Below are 19937 nucleotides of genomic sequence, written 5' to 3'. Positions count from 1 at the left end.
ATATTTTGTGATAAATTATAAAAAAAGCCCTAACCGATGTGCAGTTAGGACTCTGATTATTGTTTTTTATAAGAATGTTACTGATCCCACCACAGTTTGGTTGTTCTTGGAACATCAGCAGGCACGTTTGCGCCATTTTTGCTTCTTTCTCCCTGGGGATAATCCAGGCGGCGAATAAAATCAGTTAATGCAGCATTTACCGGGAGTGTAAAATCCTTATATTTATAATCATATCTGCGTGCATCGTTCCAGGCCTCAGGATTTAAATAGGTTGCAATGTATTTCTCTTTGAAAATAAGATCTTTTGTTAAGGCCGCAGCACCAACATTAACAACAGGATTGGCCAGATAAGCATCTCTTGCAGTAGTCGAAACCGTTAATTTATCCATATTGGCGCTAATACCAGCCAAATAAGCCGCATAAGCCTTAGTTTTATCGGTATCGAAATAAGCTTCAGCTTCAATAAATTTCAGCTCTGCATAGGTAACAATCAGTATTGGAGCAGTATTGCTGGTCCATGGGGAGTTACTCGAGATATAACACTCATCTTTAGTGGTATTGGCTCCAGGCAACCTGTTACCTGCACCATTTACGGTTCCGATGTAAGTGTTATTCACCGTTTTGTCAGTTATCTTTTCCAAGCGCGGATCTACCACACCTGGAAAAGTTGTACCTTTTAGCGCATCGATCAACTGCTCAGAAAGCCATCCACCCAGCGATTGCTGCGAATTAGACAAAGCTACGTTAGCCCATGGATTACGCTCTTTAAAAGTAGCCATTCCGGCATCATCTGCATTTGCTGTAAAGGAATTACTCAGTGCTTCCAATACTGCTGTAGGATTATAAGAACTTGTTTTACTTATTTTGTTCAATAATCTGGCTTTTAAACCATAAGCCATTTTCAACCAGTTTGCCCTTTCAGTGGCAGGAGTTTTTCCATAAATTAAATCGCTTGTAGGGGCCAGTTTAACTGTTGCATTGGTTTTGGCCAGCTCAACAATGGCTTCATCCAATAGTACTATAGCCTGGTTATATACCTCCTGTTGTTTATCATATTTTGGCTTAAGGTTGTTAATGTCGAAAGCCTGCGAAAACGGAGCATCTCCCCATAAATCATTTACCAAGGTAAGGTTATAGGCAATAATTACATCGGCTACACCTTTATACTCGCTGGAGCCTTGTGCAACTGCCAGTTTTTTCATTTCGTTAGCATCGGCCATTGCAAAATAAAGCGCATCCCAGGTGGTAGTAAAATCAATTGCCTGGTAGGTATCTCCGGCCGCATTGGCTGAAGGATTGGCGGTATATTGCACATAAGGGGCAACAATACTCCCAATAAGGTAATTGTTATTTCCGATTTTGTAAGTTGATGTAGCCAACAATGCATTGAGTGTTGGCACTGGAACCTGATTCGGATTATCAGACAATTTATCAAAATAATCGTCTTTACAACTCTGCAAACCTAGTGTTGCAATTAAAGCTGCGCACCATGTATATTTTATAATCTTTTGCATCGTAATTCTATTTAAAAACCAACATTAAGTGTAAACATAATTGTACGGGCAGATGGATAGGTAAATCCGGCAGAGCCATCATTATTACTACCCGAATCGAAAGAACTCGATTCGGGATCTACACCATAATATTTCGTCCATAACCATAAATTATTTCCGGTAACGGATAGTGAAGCATTTTTGATTGATTTTGCAGGCAACCAGTTCTCCGGTAAATTATACGTTAAACTTGCAGAACGTAAACGTACCCATGAGGCATCGCTTACAAAAGGCTCAGAAACGTTCCGGTAGTAAATGCGGTAATACCCTTCGCCATAATCAACCCCGTCTGGTCCGATCCGCTGCCCCATATAAACCGGTTTGGTGTTCGGTTGTCCATTGGCCAAAACCCCGTCAAACACCCGCACTGTTCTTCTATCTGCTGTATAATCAGGCAATCCAAAGGCCGAATAAAAATCTTCTAACCAGTTGTATTTCTCAAATCCTAAACGCGCATCAAACAATACATTTAAGCTGAAATCTTTGTATTTGAAAGTATTGCCCATACCAATGATATAGTTCGGCTGCGAATTACCCAGTAATTTTTGCTTGCCACCTGAAATGCTTGGGAATCCGTTTGCTCCAATCAGCAATGGAAAATCTTTATCCAGTACCATCGGATCTTCTGGCGTACTTCCATAATAACGGTTAAAATAGCTGCCATAAATATTGCCATATGGCTGTCCCTGGATCAGTTTCATCGTTACTCCCGCATTGCCATAACCTCTTGCGGCACCGTAAACAATTTCCGATATTCCGTTAGGCATACTCAATACCATGTTTCTGTTGGCCGAAAAATTCACATTTACATCCCACCTGAAATCTTTTGATACAATTGGTTTACCATTCAATACCAACTCAACTCCCCTATTCCTGATATCGCCTGCATTGATTGATTTCGTTACATAACCTACTGCCGAAGAAATCTGCGTTTGGATGATCTGATCTTTGCTTAATGAATAATAGTAAGTAAAGTCGAAACCTAAACGGTTTTTAAAGAACGACATCTCTAAACCAGCCTCATAGGTATTGGTAAACTCTGGCCGAAGATCGGGATTGCCAAGGTTTTGCGCAATGGTTAAACCGCCTGTTCCGGTTGGCAACGAAGTATAAGGCGAATATCCGGTAAAGGTAGAATACTCAGATGCATCCTTTCCAATCCTTGCATAAGACAAGCGCAACTTGGCCTGACTAATGACGGCAGGCAACTTAAACTGATCGGAAAACACATAACTTAAGCTTGCTGAAGGATAGAAAAATGATCTGCTTGCTTTTGGCAGTGTAGAAGTGATATCATTTCTTCCGGTTACGGTTAAGAAAAGGTAGTTTTTGTAGTCAAAAGTCGCTTCTCCAAAATAACCGATCAGTCTTTTCTGTTTTAGGGTCTGCGTTGGGGTAAGTACACCCGCGTTAGCCAAATTAAAGAAATCGTATACACCAAGTATACTGCCCAAAGTACCGATCTCTTTCGATTTACGGTCGTAAAGCTCTTGTCCAAGCCTTAAAGTCCCGGTAATATCATCTGTTAGTTTAGAGGTTAAAGTGGCAACGAAAGTGCTGTTAATGGTTCTAAACTTGGTATTGTATTCACCATAAAAACCCTGAGCATTATCGTACATGGCCTCGGTAGCATACATCGGTCCGCGGGCAGTGCGCACACGGTTATCGTTATACGTATCTATCCCTAAGCGGTAAGAAAAATTAAGCCACTTTACGGGGTCATAACTTAGGCTTGCCCCACCGATAAACCGGTTAACATCACCTTTAAATCTGTTGTTTGCTGTACCCCAGATTGGATTATTGGTACCGAAGTATTTTTGCGAACCATCTGCATTCTGATAATCTGCCACATCATAACGCGGCGACCAATAAGCCAAACTTTCGCCAAAACGGTCTGCACTATAACTATATCCGCCAGAATTGGTGAAATTCATATTTACAGCGGCCTTAAATTTTGGACTGATGGTAAAGTCTGTATTTAAACGTCCCGAGAAATTTTTGTTATCGGTATTTGGCATCATTCCTTTTTGGTACAACTGCGAAACAGAAGAGAAAAATTTAATCGCTTCACTTCCTCCGGTAACCGAAATCGAATTTTTAATCTGCTGACCTGTACCAAAAGCACGGTCGTAGTTATTGAATAATTGATCAGGGTGAGTCGGATCGATCAGTTTCGCCTCGGCAATGGTTGGCCCCCATGCCGGTCCAATTCCGCCTGGAGGGTTGGTATAAACACCCAACACGCCTTGAGTATATTCTGTTTGTACATCCGGCGATTTCAACACTTCATCATAGCCGTAACTACTGTTAAAATTAACGCTAACGCCATTCTGCTTGCTTCTTTTAGTGGTAATTACCACAACACCATTTGCGCCTCTTAATCCATAAAGTGCGGTAGCGGCACCTCCCTTTAAAATATTGATGGTTTCAATATCCTCGGGATTAATATCTGAAGCCCTATTGGTTACCCCTCTTGAACCATATGCGGTTCCATCGGGATTAGCCCCGACTGTAGAGGTAGAGTTATCAATCTGCACTCCATCTATTACATATAAAGGATCGCCAGAAATGTTAGGGTCAATAGAGTTAACTCCCCTGATCCGGATACTTGCTCCCTGGCCCGGGCCACCGCCAGTGCTTGAAATTGTAGCACCTGCAACCTTACCTTGTAATGCATTAAGCAAGTTAGGCTGGTGATTATAATTCAGGTCTTCGGATTTTACAGATTGTGCAGCATAACCTAAAGATTTGGCCTGTCGGGTAATGCCCAGTGCGGTTGAAATGGTTACTTCCTGTAGTTCCTGTGCATCCGCAGCCAGCCCTACATTAACTGTTGTTTTACTGCCAACAGTAATTTCCTTCGTTTTATACCCAATAAGACTGATTACCAGTACAGCGTTGGTTGATGGTACCTGAATGGTAAAGCTACCATTGGCATCGGTGGAGGTACCTGTTGTACTGCCCTTGATTTTTACACTTGCTCCGGGTAATGGGCCTCCATCATCAACAGCGGTTATTTTTCCTGTTATTGTTTTTACCTGTGCCATTGCGGATAGGCCAATCAGTAAAATAAAAAGAAAAAAAAGTGAGGTAAAGATTTTTCTCATATCACAATTGTTTAGTTTAGAGGATTTTAGTTATATGCAATATAACATTTTTAGCACCAAAAACACGCACAAAACATGATCAATAAGGCTGTATTTCGTGCAAAATTTTACACAAACACCCTTCATCCTGCAAAATATTGCAAAAAACATCAACAAAAAACGCATAAACCGCCTTACAAGCTGAATTATTCAAAAATATTACTACTTAAAAATTGGTTAGCGTGACTTTAACGCTTTTACAGAAAAGAAATAGGGACATGAAAGAAAAAAAAGCCCTTCCGAAAGAAATCGAAAAGGCCTAAAATGTATATTAAATTGGGTTTTACTGCTGAACGCCACCGCCCATTCCACCTCCTTGTTGCTGATCTTGTTTCACATCATCGTTTTTGATCTTTTTCTTTTCTGTAAATTTAAGTTTACCAAAAGTGTAACTAAAATTTAATGTGTAATTACGCAATGGATAATAAATGTTTTGACTCTGATAAATTGTGCCTTTTTGATTAACTGCGTTATTAATTGTTTTTATATGTAGGTCTCGTGTAAATGGATTCAAGGTACCTATACCAATGCTTCCTTTCTTCTTAAACAGTTCTTTTTTTATGGATGCGCCATAGATATAAAATGGGTCTGTAACACCTTGATAAGTGCGTCTTTTAGAAGTTATTACGTTATACAACTCAAAGTTATAACCTTTACCAAACCCATATGCTGAGCGTACGTACCAGTTGAAGTTGAAGAAGGTACCCGTATTAACATTAGTTTCGTTATTAGTTACCGAATATGTGTTTCCTGAAAAGTTTGTCATTAAAGTCCATTTTGGCTTAAGATTGTAAGATGCAAAAACATTAAATCCATAAACGGGAGCAGTACCAACATTTATGTAAGAAGTTAATGTCTTATTTACACCATTTTCGGTAATTGGCGAAATCGAATTCTCAATTACATCGCTTGTGCGACGGTAAAAAATTGATGCACTAATTATCGACCCTTTAATAAAAGTATTATATCCTAACTCCAAATTATCACTTAGCTCAGGGTTTAATTGAGGATTACCTTGCAAAATATTAAATTGGTCGCTTTCGTTACGGAAAGGATTTAAAAAAGATTGCGACGGTCTTTGCACACGACGGTTGTAGCTTAGTTTTATCGTACCACCACCTTTTAAATTTTGCGAAATAATTGCACTTGGAAATAAGTTCAAATAATCATTTTTCTGAATACCACTGCTTTGCGTATTAAAATCTATGCGGGTATACTCAGCTCTAATTCCACCTTTAAATTTTAATTTTTTAGTTAAATCAAAACTGATTACACCGTAAGCTGCACCCACATTTTGGTTATATTCAAAATCTTGCGCAGTGTTATCAAACTGACTTTGTATATCGCGTAAAATTGCTTTTGCACCAACTTCTAAAGTTGTTTTTTTGTTGAACGGGTAAGTATAATCTGTTTGAAAGGTATATTCATTATTTTTACCGCTATTGTTGCTTATTGTTTGTAAACCCGATGGAAAAGCAGCTGAAGTAAGCAAATTACTGAAACTCGTCGGTGTTCTACCTTTTGATAATTGTGCTGATATAGAGAATTCCTCTCCTTCTTTTTTACTGGTTTTACGGTAATCAACATTCCAGTCTAAGTTCCTGAAAGTCATACCCATATCTCCAATATTAGATGCTTTCAAATTATTGATTATATAATTTGTTTCACTCGGACCTCCGTTAGAAAAACTATTAAACTTTGCTGTCGTACTAATATTGTTATAAGCATTAAAATCGTAATCCAAACCTACACTACCATTATATCCGTTGCGGCTCCATTTAGAAAATCCGCTTTGCGAAATATTATTTGTTGTACCATCTAGGTAGGTTGTATTGGTGATAAATTCAGTTTGTGATTTTTGAGGATAAGCTAAATTTGTACCCAAACTTGTATTAACACTTAAACGGCCCGTTTTTGCCGTTAAGTTAAATGAACCATTATTCTGGCGAGTTCCTGCAGCAGCATTAACCGAACCACTCACACCCTGTGCATTTGATTTTTTGGTGATGATGTTAATAATGCCACCTGAACCTTCAGCATCATATTTTGCAGAAGGGCTGGTAATTACTTCAACCGTTTTAATCTGCTCTGCTGGAATCATTTTTAAGGCATCAGCAACGCTGCTGGCCATAGTTCCTGATGGTTTACCGTTAATTAAAACACGCACAGCACTACCACGAAGTTGAATATTTCCTGTAGGGTCGACTGAAAGCATTGGCACCTTACGCATTACATCAGTAGCATCGCCACCAGCGTTTGTACCATCAGCTTCTGCGTTATAAACCATTCTATCGATTTTATTTTCGATAACCGCTTTTGTTCCCTGAACCTGCACATCTGCCAACGTATTTTCGCTTGATGAAATATAAATTGTACCTATATTATTATCAGGTTTGGATGGCGTAGTGGTAACCAAAACAGATTTTGTTTTGTAGCCCATAAAACCGATCATTAGCTTATAAGAATCAGGCGATACATTTTGTAAGCTTAATTTTCCCTTTCCATCGGTTACACCACCATTTACAGATTTGTTATCTTTTGCAGTAATCAACGATACCGTGGCGTAATCAATTGGTTTTTTAGTTAGTGAATCGAGAATAGTTGCGGTAATACGTCCGGTAACGGTAGATTTTTTTGGTCCCCCACCAAGGCCACCACCAGTAAACTGGGCATGCGCGGTAAAAAATATTCCAAGGATGAAGGTAAGTAGTAGAAGTTTTTTCATGTTAAGAGTTAGTCTTTTGTAATTAGTCTACGCAAATTGCATTTTGTTACAATTATAAGCTATACTTTTTACACTAACTCTATCAATTTTTCGGCAAACACTACGCTTTTATCGGTAAAAGGAATAATCAATTCCACGTTTCTGCATTTACGTACTAAAAACGATTAGATGTCTTCAATTTTCTTCTTGATTGGAAAGCAGGTTTCTGTGCATATCGGTTCCGATAGCCCTACCATCCGCTTTACTCATCCCTAAGGCGATCGTCATGCTGAAATTAACCTCAAAAAAGATGTGTCCACACGATAAGACTAAATCGGGAATAGTGTTCGCTTCTGTAACGTTTAGCTAACATAAAACTGTGCAAAAAACAAAATCTAGCAGCAAAAACCATGAAATGAAACTTGTGACAGTCCTCCGACAGGATGACAAATTGTAAAGATTAATTCCGTGATTTCAGTGTTTCCGTGGCGAAAAAAAGCTATGGCTAGTTTAGTGAACCAAACAGAAAAAAATAAATGGTCTGTGAGGGCACAGACCATGGAATAAATCCCGAACATTCGGAATAGTATGACGAGCACTTAGCTTTGAGCTTTAGTCTTCCCTTAAACCTTTCTAATTTTTATAATACGCATCCAGTGCAATACCTTCATTACCGGATAGGTTGGATCAAATTCCCACCATTTGGTAGCAAAGTTAGGACTGTTTGGTTTTTTGTGGTGGTTGTTCTGAAAAAGCTCGCCCATTAATAAGAAATCCCAAGGTAATGAGTTTTTGCTATGGTCATCATTATCATGGTTAGAATAGCCATATTTATGACCACACCAGTTTACAATTGCCCCATGTAAAGGGCCCATCAAAAAGTGGATCGGCAATAAAATAAACAGCCACCAGTGGTTGGCAAAAGCAACATAAAAACCAATGTAAAATAGTCCGCATGCAATTCTCCAGGCCCATGAGTTTCCAATCTTATCCACAATTGGCCATTCAGGATAATTCCCCTGGAAAGCTGGTTCCGGCTGTATTTTAAATTGCAGATAATTCATGTACATGTTCTTTGTTGCAATCATCATCCCGAAAACATCCTTAAAAAAATGTGGAGAGTGCGGATCTTTTTCAGTATCGCTATAGGCATGGTGCATCCGGTGAAGGATAGCATAAGCCCTGGGGTTTAAAAATGAAGAGCCTTGCGAGATGAGCAATATCAGATAGAAAAACCGCTCCCAAAAAAGCTCCATTTTAAACATCTTGTGCGACGAGTAACGGTGAAGGAAAAAGGTTTGGCTAAACAGGGATAAAAACCAATGGCAAAGAAAAAAAATGAAGATAATCATGTAAGGATGTGTATGCTTTAAAACGTATTTTGAGGGCGTTTAGTTTTAATCGAGTAGAAAACGCTTTAAATTAAGCGTTTAGACAAAAGAGTAGGTTGTATCATATATAGATTTGTCATCCTGTCCAAAGGGCTCCTGTGGAGAGTTTGTTGAAGGACCTGTTAAAATACGCTTTAAGGTGTTTCGACAGGCTCAACATGACATCATTTGACCTTAAATTGTCTTTATGGTACAACCTCTTCTTTTTTAAATTATTTATTATCTACCGAAATCGTCTTGAACACGTACGATATCGCTTTCATCTGATGGGTTTGAAGCATCGGTATGTTGCCATATTTCTGCTACAACACCCCAATCTTCTAAACCGATTAAGCGGTGGCGTTCACCTTGTTGTAATTTGATCTGGTCTTTTGGAGCATATTTTTTCACTTCACCTTCTTCATCAGTTTGGCTGGTTTTAATGCCAACAGTACCGGTTACCACCTGCCAGATTTCGGCTCTGCGGTGGTGATATTGCCACGAAAGACGTGTATTTGGTGCAACGATTAAAATTTTTGGACTTAATTTACCGCCAATTTTAAGGTCTTCAACATTTAATCCATCAAAATAAGTATCGGCAAATTGTTGCGCCTGTGCTTCGTCTATTACAAAGAAACCACCCCAAGGGCGTGTTTCATCGCGGTTTACTACATTAAAACCTTCAATTTTTAAACGTTGTGCTACGCTTTCGAATATTTCTTTTTTGTCGTTTGTCATTGATAAAATATTAGTTTTCTAATGATTGTCGAGGTTCACAGGCATTAATTAATCTCCCTGTGTGGTTCTATAATTTGCCGCAAAAATAAGCCTAATAAATTAAAAAAGCCCCTTCACGTCTTTTATTTTTTTAAACTCAATTTACGAATTACGGTAAAATCGGCCCATACAATAAGTTAAAGGCTATAAATTGCTGACAAAACCCTTTTTAACATTGCGATACCTCCTTTGCATCAGATTGGATTTACAATGATGTAATTAATTTTGAGGTTATACTTTATTGTCTTCATTAATCACAGATGGAACAATAGACACAGATCTTTTTAGTACGTTTTTAGTGGTGGCCACGGGGCTTAGATAACTCGAGGGCAATTTCAATAAACCACATAAGACATATAAGTTACATAATAAACTCAATGCCTTATATGTTCTTATATTTCTTATATGGTGAAAAACTATAATAAAAAGTTAACCGCTACCTGAACAAATCCGATAACTATCGGATCAGGGTGACGGACCGCAAGAGTAATTGTCCTCTCGACCGCAGTGTTCCAAAGGAGTTCCTTCGGAGAGAAATCTTTTAACGTAGTTCAAAGATTTCTCCATTCCACTGCGTTCCAGTCGAAATGACGCGCAATTTTAGAAATCTGTCATTGGTAACTGAAATGAAGGATCTTTGTTTATTTGATTGGTGTTCCCATCTGCTAAAGAGAATATTTGCCACGGAAGCACTGATACACAGAAAATTATACATTAAGATTCTTTTTTCTATTAGCGTTCTACCATCTAAGAAAAAAACGGGTATCCGAAAGATCCAGGCACCCGTTTTTTTGTTAAAACATTATTTATGGTCGGGTGACACCAACCATTAGAAATAATAGATACTGTTGTTTAATAACCTGGATTTGGAGTCAGGTTAGGATTGTTTTTGATTTCTGAAGTAGGAATCGGGAACAATAAATGTTTGGCTTGCAAAGGTTGGTTTACACTTTTATTAATGTGGCCAACAAAATTATCAAAACCATTGGTGGTTTCATTGTACACTTTACGTAACCGCACCATATCAAACCAGGTAACGCCCTCATAGCACAGTTCGTGCCAGCGTTCTCTCCAAACGGCTTCTTCAAACTGTGTTTGGCTCAAACCTGCAAGATCAGCCAATTGCGCTCTTTTTCGTACTGCATTTATCGCAGTATAGGCAGCAACATTCGGACTACCATCTGCCCTGTTCTGTGCTTCGGCATAAATTAATAAGGTTTCGGCATAACGGATCTGTGGAATATTCAGATCGCTCCTGCTGGTACCTTCTACACCCAGTGTTCCATTTGCAATCAGATCGAAGTGTTTAAAAACATAAGGCTTACCGCGGTTAATCAACGGCATTTTAAATCCATCGGTATAATAATCGGTAAAGAAATAACCTTCTCTGTTTTTAGCCCTTAAATCTCCCGCCTCATACGAACCATAAAAACCTGCGGTTGGAATAGCCGTTCCAATGCCATCAATTTTAGAAACCAATGGCTGGTGTAAAGGTAGATATGAAGACTGTAATGGGTTACCAGATCCGGCAGCGTCATTGTACTGGATTCCGAATAAATGCTCTACTTTATTGTCATTCTTCGCATCGTGAAGGGCTCCATAACCAGGGAACAAGCCAAGTGATGCAGGATTCCCGGTTGAATAATCGATTACCTCTTTGGCCTTATCTGCAGCCAATTTATAATAAGCTGCTCCTTTGTTAAGGGGTTGCCCGGCCATGGTTAAATATACTTTTGCCAATTCAGTTTTAATTGCTGCTGTAGAAACACGGCCACTTGCATCCATAAAAGGCAAACCTGCCGCTTCTGCAGCAACCAGATCATCAACAATGAGTTTATACACCTGCTCTTGTGGTGTACGGGAAGGAGAAAAATTGGGATCGTTAGGACTTGCAATCGGTTTAGTGATTAAAGGCACATCGCCCCATAAACGTACCAGGTAAAAATAGGCCCATGCCCTGATGAAAGCAGCCTCTCCTAAAATCCTTTTTTTCTGTGCATTGTCCATCGGGTTAATGCCCGGAACTTTATCCAACACCAGGTTAGCTTGTGCAATCACTTTATAAAATCCGTTCCAGTTTTGGTTAACATGCAGATTTGTTCCATCATAAATTAATGAATACAAATTGTTCAGATCTGAGTTTTGTGCTGTTTCGGTAGATTGTATGCCGGTTGGCGCATCAAGCATCTGCCAGTTGTTGGAATAAATACCGGCACCGTTTCCAATAAACCGAATCTCCGCATAAACAGCAGCAATACCAGCTTCCGCATGTTCTGGTAAAGTATAAAAACTATTTGGCGAAAGATTGGTGGGATCTGTTTCATCTAAAAACTTCTTACATCCCGAGTTTCCGATTATAGCACTGCTTAGCAACAACAAAGCAGCGATATTTTTTATGTTCATTTTCATGTTGATATCCTTTCTTTAGTTAATGTTATAATCCAATGTTTAAACCTACCATGAAAGTAGTTGGCTTTGGATAATCGAAAAATGTTTGACCCTGTGCAAATGCATTTCCATAGGTAGTTACCTCAGGGTCGTTACCTGTATATTTGGTTGCCAGGAAGAAATTTTGAACAGATGCATAAACACGAAGTTTGCTTAAGCGTAATTTTTCGACAAGTGTTTTATCAAAAGTATAACCTAGTAAAAGGTTTTTTCCACGGATGAAAGAACCGTCTTCTAACCAATGGGTATCCACGTTGGTAACATATCCGGCAGATTGATCCCTGATTGCGGCGATCGGTGTATTTTGATTCTGAGGAGTCCAGGCATTCAATACGCTGGCAAAGCTATTGGCCTGTACCTGTCTGTCTTCACCCGAGTGATGGGTCATATTCAACACATCATTTCCATAAGAATATTGAAGTTCTACAATCAGCTCTAAGTTTTTATAGCGGAATGAGTTACCAAACGAGCCCCAGCCTTTCGGCGTTCCGTTACCAATAATCTGACGGTCGGCATCTGTAATGGCATGATCGCCGTTTACATCTAAATATTTAATATCGCCAGGAAGCAAAGTTTTACCACCCCGGTAACTTACATATTTGGCTGCTTCTGCCCTTTCGGCCTCGCTCCAGGTTCCTAAACGTACAAGCCCCCAGAATGAACCCACAGGCTCACCTACCCTAATAATACCAGTCTGATTAGTAAAATTTGGGTTACCCACACCAAAAATATCATCAGGAGTAGCCAAAGAAAGTACCTTGTTACGGTTAAGGGAGATATTGAAGCTGGTTTTCCAGGTAAAATTGTCGGTTTGTACGTTTACCGTATTAATCCCTAAATCTAAACCTTTGTTCTGCATAGACCCGATATTTTTTCTGATCACCGAGTATCCTGTGGTACGTGGAACCGGGGCATCCAATAACATATCGGTTGTTTTTCTATAATAAAGATCGGCCTCTAAATTAATGCGGTTATTAAACAAGCCTAATTCTAAACCCGCATCAACCTGTGCTGTTTTTTCCCAAACCAGATCCGGATTGGCCAACCTGCCGATACCAATACCGGTTACCTTACTATCATTAATAATAGCGGAGTTATTAACCAATGTGGCGAGCGACTGATAAGCAGGAAGCTCTGAGTTACCACTTAAACCATAACTGGTTCTTAGTTTTAAGTTAGAGATGGTTTTGTTTCCTTTAAGGAAATCTTCATCTGAGGCTTTCCAGGCCAATGCTGCCGAAGGGAAAAAGGCGAATTTATGGTTCTCTCCGAATTTGGACGACCCATCTACCCTACCCGTAAATGTAACCAGGTATTTATCTTTAAAAGCATAGTTTAACCTTCCAAAATAAGAGTTAAAAGCAGATCTGTTGCGGCTAGAGCCCACCGTAATCGATTTACTTCCAGAGCCCATGTTATTGTTTCCGTAAAAATCGGTTACAAAATTCTCGGCATGGCTGGTATTGCTAAAAAAGTTGGTGGCCTGCCAAGAAATACCCAATAAAGCATTAATGGCATGCGATTCGGCAAAACGTTTGTTATAGGTTAAATAGTTTTCCAGTGACCAGAAGGTTTCCCTGTCGTTGGTTACGTTAGCTGTTCCATTCTGTCCATCAGAAATACCGTATAATTGTTTGGCATTGTACTCGTTAATGTTACGGCTCACAATATTGGCCCCTAACTGGGTACGGAACTCTAAATCTTTGCTAAAGCTGATGGTAGAGTAAATACTCCCCAAAGCAGTTTGGGTAACCATTCCATATTTTTGATCGGTTAAGATGTGCACGGGATTAGAGCCTCCTTCTGCCCATGGAATCAGTTTATTATCACCCCACTTGCCATCTGCCAGTTTAATCGGTAGAAAAGGGAATGCTTCTGTAATCATACGTACCGAATTTAAGCCGCCCGTTCCCTGATCAACAATGTTTTCATTCTGGTTATTGTAGCTCAAATTACCGCCTACCTTTAACCATGGTTTAATTTTACTATCGAAATTAAACCTGCCCGAATATCGTTTTAAATAAGAGTTCAGTAAAAGTCCCTGGTCATCGCGATAGCCTGCAAAAACTCCGTAAGTACTATTTTCGTTTCCACCTGTAAAACCCAGCTGGTGATTTTGCGAAAGTTTGTTCTGTGTGGATTCTTTTAACCAATCGGTATTATATAATGGATTTCCATTGCCATCGAAAAATTGAGGTAAGGCAATTCTGGCTGCTTTTGGAACGGGTTTGGATGCGTAACTTCCTGCTGCCCAACCTACCGGATCGTAAACTTTAATATTCTCATAAGCCAGGTCCTGCACTTTAACATACTCGAAGGCATCGAGCATCTTAACATGGTGTGCCGCCAATGTATTTATACCAAAATCTGCATCATAGCTAATGCGTTGGGAATTTGCTGTTCCTTTTTTGGTAGTGATTAAAATTACCCCATTAGCACCCCTTGCACCGTATATGGCCGTTGAAGAAGCATCCTTTAACACCTCTACTGAAGCGATATCACTTGGGTTAATATAATCAATAGCGTTACTGTTCTGTGTTTGAGATCCCACTGGCAAAGCCACACCATCTACCACATAAAGTGGATTGTTACTCGTATTGATTGAACTAAATCCACGGATTTTGATATTAGTCTGCCCACCTGGTCTACCCGAGTTGGTGTTTACCTGTACACCAGAAATACGGCCAGCTAGTGCCTGGTTTAGCGATGAAGACGGACGTTCCTGCAGTTCGCTTGCTTTTACCACGCCAACTGAGCCTGTAAGGTCTGTTTTTTTTACCGACCCATAACCGATTACCACCACCTCGTCTAATTTATTGGCTTCGGCCGGTGTCATTTTAACACTAATATTCGCTTCGTTCCCTACTGTAACATCTTTATTTTGGTATCCCACATAAGAAAAACGGATCACATCGTTCGGGTTGGCCTCAATACTGAATTTACCAGCTTCATCGGTTACAGCAGTTTTACCTGAAGAAATGTTTTTGATGCCCACTCCTGGAATAGGCATGTTTTTTTCGTCTAATACGGTCCCTGTAATTACTTTTCGGTTTTGGATATGCACTAAAGGCATATTTAGCTCAAAAAACCCCTCGGATTTTTCAGCAACCAGATTCATCGAAAAAGCAGGGCTATTGAGCAGAAAAAGCACGGAAAGCCCTGAAATCTTTAGTAGATTGATTTTCATCGGTTTTAGGTTTAGTAAATGGTTAGTTAATAATATATAATTCAACTGTTATCAGCTAAAACGTTTTATCAATTATTCAATAAAAATAATTGACGGCAAATCATCATTTTTAATCAGAAGGCCTTGAGTTAAAAGCAATTGTGTGATGGGAGATCGTATTTTTAAATGGATTAAAAACTACACACAAATAAACTACACAGACATAAACTGCACAACAGGGCGTAAATGTACCTAAGCTCATCATCATATTTGGTTGTTGATAAAACGATTTATCAACTCAATATTAAATATTTTATCCCAAAATCAAGAATATTATTTTGAGAATTAGAATTACTCGATCGTACAAATCCGATTACAGTATGATTACTTTTACAGGCGCAAAAATTTTTGAACAAATATTTAAAGCAAATAAAAAATAGATTGGCCGAAATCCATTATGCCTCAACTACTTAAGTGTATTTTTAAGAATTTGATAAAAAAATTAAGTTTTTTTTTCAAAAGAAATAACATCAGTTTCTCTCAGATAACATTCATCAGCGCTGCTATTTTTAATTGCGGGGTAATGCGCTAAAACGAGAAAGCCCCATATTGCTATGAGGCCAATTATTTTGTCTTACCGGCATCCACCAATAAAACTAAACCAAACAAACTAATGAAATTAAAAGACAAATAAGTTTGAGAATTGTTTTAATAAATAAAATCTTTTAATATTTTTTTATTGAGTTATAAGGAATAAAAATAGATGCTGAAAAAAATGCAATTGAGATCGGTATCAGACCATGATAAAAAACGATAGTACAAAATAATTAGGCTGTATCATAATTGTAGAATTGTCACCCTGAAGATTAATTTATTATATAAAATCAATATAAAAGACAGCAATTAACCTACGCATAAAAATCTCCTCGAGTACCGTCATTTCGAGGGGTAATTTATTGTATAAAAATCAATATGAGTGACGTTTAATTGATTTCTTTTGCCCTAAGGCGCTGTCTTGCCTCGGCTCGCCGCCGCCAAGGGGCTCTTACCTTTTTCTTGATAAAAAGGTAACCAAAAATCAAGGCTTGCATCTTTTCTTGTAAAAACCTACGGAAATCTTAATTGCGGCAGTATCGAGGCTCTTACCCTGGCTTATCCCAGCACGCCCGCTTGATCCTGCCTTGGGCTGTGGGGTATTGAGGGGGGGCTGCACAGATTTCCGTGCTTTTTCCTGCGAAAATCTGCTAGGCCGTTTTTTCCTTTCCCTTTCAGGGGAAAGGTGCCGATAGGCGGATAGGGGTTTAAGGCGCTCGCTATGATACGATTGGCATCCGATAGCTACCGGATCCCACGCAGGCGGGAATCGTTACAAATACTCTTCAATATTTCCTTTACCCTCACGGATCACTTCGAACTCGCCTGTGGTACAATCAATTACGGTAGAGGCATCATTATCGCCGTAACCACCGTCGATTACCAGATCAACCAGGTCTTCATATTTTTCGTGGATCAATTCCGGGTCGGTAGAATATTCGATTACATCATCATCATCCTTTATCGAAGTAGATAGGATAGGGTTACCCAGTTCTTTTACAATGCAACGGGCAATGTTGTTATCGGGCACACGGATACCCACCGTTTTTTTATTAGAACTTAATAATTTGGGTACGTTGTTGTTCGCATTAAAAATAAAGGTAAAAGGGCCCGGTAGTGCTTTTTTTAAGACCCTGAACGTGGTATTGTCAATCGGTTTAATATAATCAGAAATATGCTTTAAATCGTGACAGATGAAAGAGAAATTGGCCTTTTCGGGTTTGATACCACGTATTCTGCAGATTTTTTCGATCGCTTTCGGATTGGTGATATCGCAGCCCAAACCATAAATGGTATCGGTTGGGTAGATAATTAAACCACCTTTTTTCAATACTTCAACAACTTGTTCAATGGCTCTTTCGTTCGGGTTTTCTGGATAAATCTTAATAAGCATAGCGTAAAAATAACAAATTAATGCGTTTGTTGTTTAAATAACATTAATCATAAATATTCTAAATATGTACAAATAATTGTACAGTTTTTTTATTATCTTTAATTTTGAAGATTATTAACACTAATATGGAAATCACAAATTATACCTCATTCAGGCAAAGTTTAAAGTCTTACTTAGATAAGGTTTTTACGAACCATACCCCCTTATTTGTTACCCGAGCAAAAGGAGAAGATGTCGTTGTGCTATCTAAAGCAGATTATGATAGTATGCAGGAAACTTTTTATTTGTTAAAAAGCCCAAAAAATGCAATTAGGCTTGAGCAGGGACTAAAAGATTATGAGAATGGTTTAGCCAAGGCGCAAGACTTGATCGATAATGATTAAATTGTTTCTTGATGGTGCATGGGAGGATTATCTCTATTGGCAATCGGTTGATAAATCGGTTCTGAAGAAAATAAATGCCTTGATAAAAGAAATCGAACGCACACCTTTTGAAGGTACCGGAAAACCTGAGCCACTAAAACATCAATATTCTGGATGGTGGTCGAGGAGGATTAATTTAGAACATAGACTTGTTTACAAAGTAGAAGATAACAAAATTATCCTCCTACAGTGCAGGTATCATACTTAACAATAACAACATGAGAAAAGCTTTTGTCGCAATTGCTGCATTTTTAATTGCCCTAACCATTATGCTGGGCCTTTACCATCCCTTTTTATGGTGGACATTCATCTTCACTGGTCCTTTTGTAATTCTTGGTATTTACGATTTATATCAGCCCAAGCATAGTATTGTAAGGAATTACCCGGTTTTTGGCCGTTTAAGGTATTTTATGGAAGAATTGAGGCCGAAAGTTTACCAGTATTTTGTAGAGAGCGATACGAACGGTACGCCTTATAACAGGTTAAACCGCTCATTAATCTATCAGCGTGCTAAAAAAGATAACGATACCATTCCATTCGGAACGCAGTTAAATGTTTACGATAACGGCTATGAATGGTTAAGCCATAGTATTGCGGCCATTTCTCACCACGAATTAAACCTAGATCCACGTGTTACTGTTGGTGGTCCGGATTGTAAGAAACCTTACTCTGCGAGTATTTATAATATATCGGCCATGAGCTTTGGCTCATTAAGTCAGAATGCAATTCTGGCTTTAAACGGTGGTGCTAAAATGGGTAACTTTGCACACAATACCGGCGAAGGTGGCATCAGCGATTATCACCGTCAGCCCGGAGGCGATTTAATCTGGCAGATTGGTGCCGGTTATTTTGGGTGCCGTAATGCCGATGGTACCTTTAATTACGATGCTTACGCCGAAAGGGCAAAAACCGATCAGGTAAAAATGATCGAGATCAAACTTTCGCAAGGTGCTAAACCTGGTCACGGTGGTATGCTGCCAGCCAAAAAGGTAACGCCAGAGGTCGCCAGAATCCGTTTAGTGCCCGAAGGTAAAGATGTATTGTCGCCACCTGCTCACTCGGTATTTAATACCCCGATCGGTTTATTGGAGTTTGTCAAAAAACTCCGCGATTTATCGGAAGGTAAACCAGTAGGATTTAAACTTTGTATCGGTCGTAAAAGCGAATTTTACGCCATTTGTAAAGCCATGGTAGAAACAGGTATTTATCCTGATTTTATTACCGTTGATGGTGGCGAAGGCGGAACAGGTGCTGCTCCACAAGAATTTTCGAATTCTGTAGGTATGCCTTTGCGCGAAGGTGTGGCTTTTGTGTACGATGTTTTGAATGGTTTTGATCTGAAAAAACACATTAAAATTATCGCCTCGGGTAAAGTGGCAACAGGTTTCGATCTGGTTAAAAATATCGCCCTTGGTGCCGATATGTGTAATGCCGCCCGCGGAATGATGTTCGCTTTAGGCTGTATTCAGGCTTTAGAATGTAACAGCAATACCTGCCCAACAGGCGTGGCTACACAAGATCAGAGTTTAATGAAAGGTCTTGTAGTAGAAGATAAAACCGTTCGTGTTAAAAACTTCCATAACTTAACTGTGGCCAGTGCTGTAGAGTTATTGGGGGCTGCGGGTTTAAGAGAAACGCATCAGTTAAGCAGGGCGTATATCAATAGACGGGTGAGTCCGAGTGTAATGCAGAGTTATTTAGAGAGTTTTCCATATATCCCTGCAGGTAGCTTGTTAAAAACACCTTACCCAACGCGTTACGAGCTGGGGATGGCGCTGAGCACTTCGGCCAGTTTTGCCCCAACCGATTATAAGGTTTCGGCGGTAGATTATGCACATGCTAATCCGTATGGAGATAGCATGCATGATGATGGACGATAAATTTGCGGATGACTTCCGAAGTTTAAAAAGAGACCGAGCGTAGGCAGAACTTCGTAAGTCTACCGTATGGCAACTCATTAGTTTTTTGGAAAGCAAGGGCAGTGGTGTTTAGGTTTGTTCAGTCCTGCTTTTTGCTACTGCCGATGAAAAATCGGCATCCGCGTCAATCAGGTTTAGGTGGGCAGTAATGAAGAGGTATTAACGGGTGAATCACCAAACGTTCCTACGGAACGAAAACGCCAATTAAACAATTGGCTACCCAGGAAGCGTCCCGATGGGACGGTTGTTCAAACCCATGATTTGTTTAGGTTTATATTAATTCGGTCGTACTCACATCTCGGCCATCACCCTGAATTTACCTCAGGGTCTTTGTACTGAAACAAGTTACCATCGGCATGTTCCAGTAGTAAAATCGTCATTGCGAGGAACGAAGCAATCCTAATGCGCACGCTAGTAGCGATCGTTGTAAGATTGCTTCGTCGGC

11 protein-coding genes are annotated in these 19937 nt (G+C 39.4%); 3 read left to right on the top strand and 8 right to left on the bottom strand.

Annotated elements, in window-relative coordinates; translation table 11 throughout:
• Positions 1–77 precede the first annotated feature (77 nt).
• The 8 genes from AW17_RS09140 to AW17_RS09105 form a co-directional block, all read right to left on the bottom strand.
• Positions 78–1514, bottom strand: coding sequence for a SusD/RagB family nutrient-binding outer membrane lipoprotein (locus AW17_RS09140; RefSeq protein WP_029275829.1), 1437 nt, complete (start codon positions 1512–1514; stop codon positions 78–80).
• 11 nt (positions 1515–1525) lie between these two features.
• Positions 1526–4660, bottom strand: coding sequence for a SusC/RagA family TonB-linked outer membrane protein (locus AW17_RS09135; protein ID WP_029275828.1), 3135 nt, complete (start codon positions 4658–4660; stop codon positions 1526–1528).
• A gap of 322 nt (positions 4661–4982) precedes the next feature.
• The gene (locus AW17_RS09130; protein WP_029275827.1) at positions 4983–7424 is read right to left on the bottom strand and encodes a TonB-dependent receptor; all 2442 of its coding nucleotides are present in this window, start codon (positions 7422–7424) and stop codon (positions 4983–4985) included.
• A 602-nt stretch (positions 7425–8026) separates the two neighbouring features.
• Entirely contained in the window at positions 8027–8755 is a 729-nt protein-coding gene (locus AW17_RS09125) for an acyl-CoA desaturase (RefSeq protein WP_029275826.1), read from the bottom strand.
• A gap of 258 nt (positions 8756–9013) precedes the next feature.
• Positions 9014–9511 (bottom strand): cupin domain-containing protein, encoded by a 498-nt coding sequence (locus AW17_RS09120; RefSeq protein ID WP_025142534.1) that lies wholly within the window; start codon positions 9509–9511, stop codon positions 9014–9016.
• An 891-nt stretch (positions 9512–10402) separates the two neighbouring features.
• Positions 10403–11959, bottom strand: a complete 1557-nt coding sequence (locus tag AW17_RS09115) for a RagB/SusD family nutrient uptake outer membrane protein (RefSeq protein WP_029275825.1) — start codon at positions 11957–11959, stop codon at positions 10403–10405.
• A 25-nt stretch (positions 11960–11984) separates the two neighbouring features.
• Positions 11985–15185: a SusC/RagA family TonB-linked outer membrane protein gene (locus tag AW17_RS09110; RefSeq protein ID WP_051691719.1), complete on the bottom strand. Its 3201-nt coding sequence runs from the start codon at positions 15183–15185 to the stop codon at positions 11985–11987.
• Positions 15186–16530: 1345 nt separating this feature from the next.
• A complete protein-coding gene (locus tag AW17_RS09105) occupies positions 16531–17151 on the bottom strand; it encodes an L-threonylcarbamoyladenylate synthase (RefSeq protein ID WP_029275823.1) in 621 nt (206 codons plus the stop codon).
• Between the two features lie 125 nt (positions 17152–17276).
• On the opposite strand from AW17_RS09105, the gene AW17_RS09100 reads away from it, so the two are divergent.
• From AW17_RS09100 to AW17_RS09090, 3 genes are read left to right on the top strand one after another with little or no spacing between them, the layout of a single operon-like run.
• The gene (locus AW17_RS09100) at positions 17277–17534 is read left to right on the top strand and encodes a type II toxin-antitoxin system Phd/YefM family antitoxin (protein WP_029275822.1); all 258 of its coding nucleotides are present in this window, start codon (positions 17277–17279) and stop codon (positions 17532–17534) included.
• On the top strand, positions 17527–17781 hold the full coding sequence (locus tag AW17_RS09095; protein ID WP_029275821.1) for a Txe/YoeB family addiction module toxin: 255 nt from the start codon (positions 17527–17529) through the stop codon (positions 17779–17781). The genes AW17_RS09100 and AW17_RS09095 overlap by 8 nt, the downstream gene beginning before the upstream one ends.
• Positions 17782–17791: 10 nt before the next feature.
• Positions 17792–19453, top strand: a complete 1662-nt coding sequence (locus AW17_RS09090; RefSeq protein WP_029275820.1) for an FMN-binding glutamate synthase family protein — start codon at positions 17792–17794, stop codon at positions 19451–19453.
• Positions 19454–19937 lie beyond the last annotated feature (484 nt).

This window comes from Pedobacter borealis DSM 19626 (genome assembly GCF_000708285.2).
GTDB lineage: Bacteria > Bacteroidota > Bacteroidia > Sphingobacteriales > Sphingobacteriaceae > Pedobacter > Pedobacter borealis.
Note: the sequence above shows the minus strand (reverse complement) of the source record. Positions and strands in the feature narration are given on the sequence as shown.

Bases quoted from the DNA above. Each gene is read 5' to 3' on its own strand.
- AW17_RS09130 (WP_029275827.1), bottom strand. From the start codon at position 7,424: ATGAAAAAACTTCTACTACTTACCTTCATCCTTGGAATATTTTTTACC.
- AW17_RS09090 (WP_029275820.1), top strand. From the start codon at position 17,792: ATGAGAAAAGCTTTTGTCGCAATTGCTGCATTTTTAATTGCCCTAACC.
- AW17_RS09115 (WP_029275825.1), bottom strand. From the start codon at position 11,959: ATGAAAATGAACATAAAAAATATCGCTGCTTTGTTGTTGCTAAGCAGT.
- AW17_RS09125 (WP_029275826.1), bottom strand. From the start codon at position 8,755: ATGATTATCTTCATTTTTTTTCTTTGCCATTGGTTTTTATCCCTGTTT.
- AW17_RS09100 (WP_029275822.1), top strand. From the start codon at position 17,277: ATGGAAATCACAAATTATACCTCATTCAGGCAAAGTTTAAAGTCTTAC.
- AW17_RS09120 (WP_025142534.1), bottom strand. From the start codon at position 9,511: ATGACAAACGACAAAAAAGAAATATTCGAAAGCGTAGCACAACGTTTA.
- AW17_RS09095 (WP_029275821.1), top strand. From the start codon at position 17,527: ATGATTAAATTGTTTCTTGATGGTGCATGGGAGGATTATCTCTATTGG.
- AW17_RS09105 (WP_029275823.1), bottom strand. From the start codon at position 17,151: ATGCTTATTAAGATTTATCCAGAAAACCCGAACGAAAGAGCCATTGAA.
- AW17_RS09110 (WP_051691719.1), bottom strand. From the start codon at position 15,185: ATGAAAATCAATCTACTAAAGATTTCAGGGCTTTCCGTGCTTTTTCTG.
- AW17_RS09140 (WP_029275829.1), bottom strand. From the start codon at position 1,514: ATGCAAAAGATTATAAAATATACATGGTGCGCAGCTTTAATTGCAACA.
- AW17_RS09135 (WP_029275828.1), bottom strand. From the start codon at position 4,660: ATGAGAAAAATCTTTACCTCACTTTTTTTTCTTTTTATTTTACTGATT.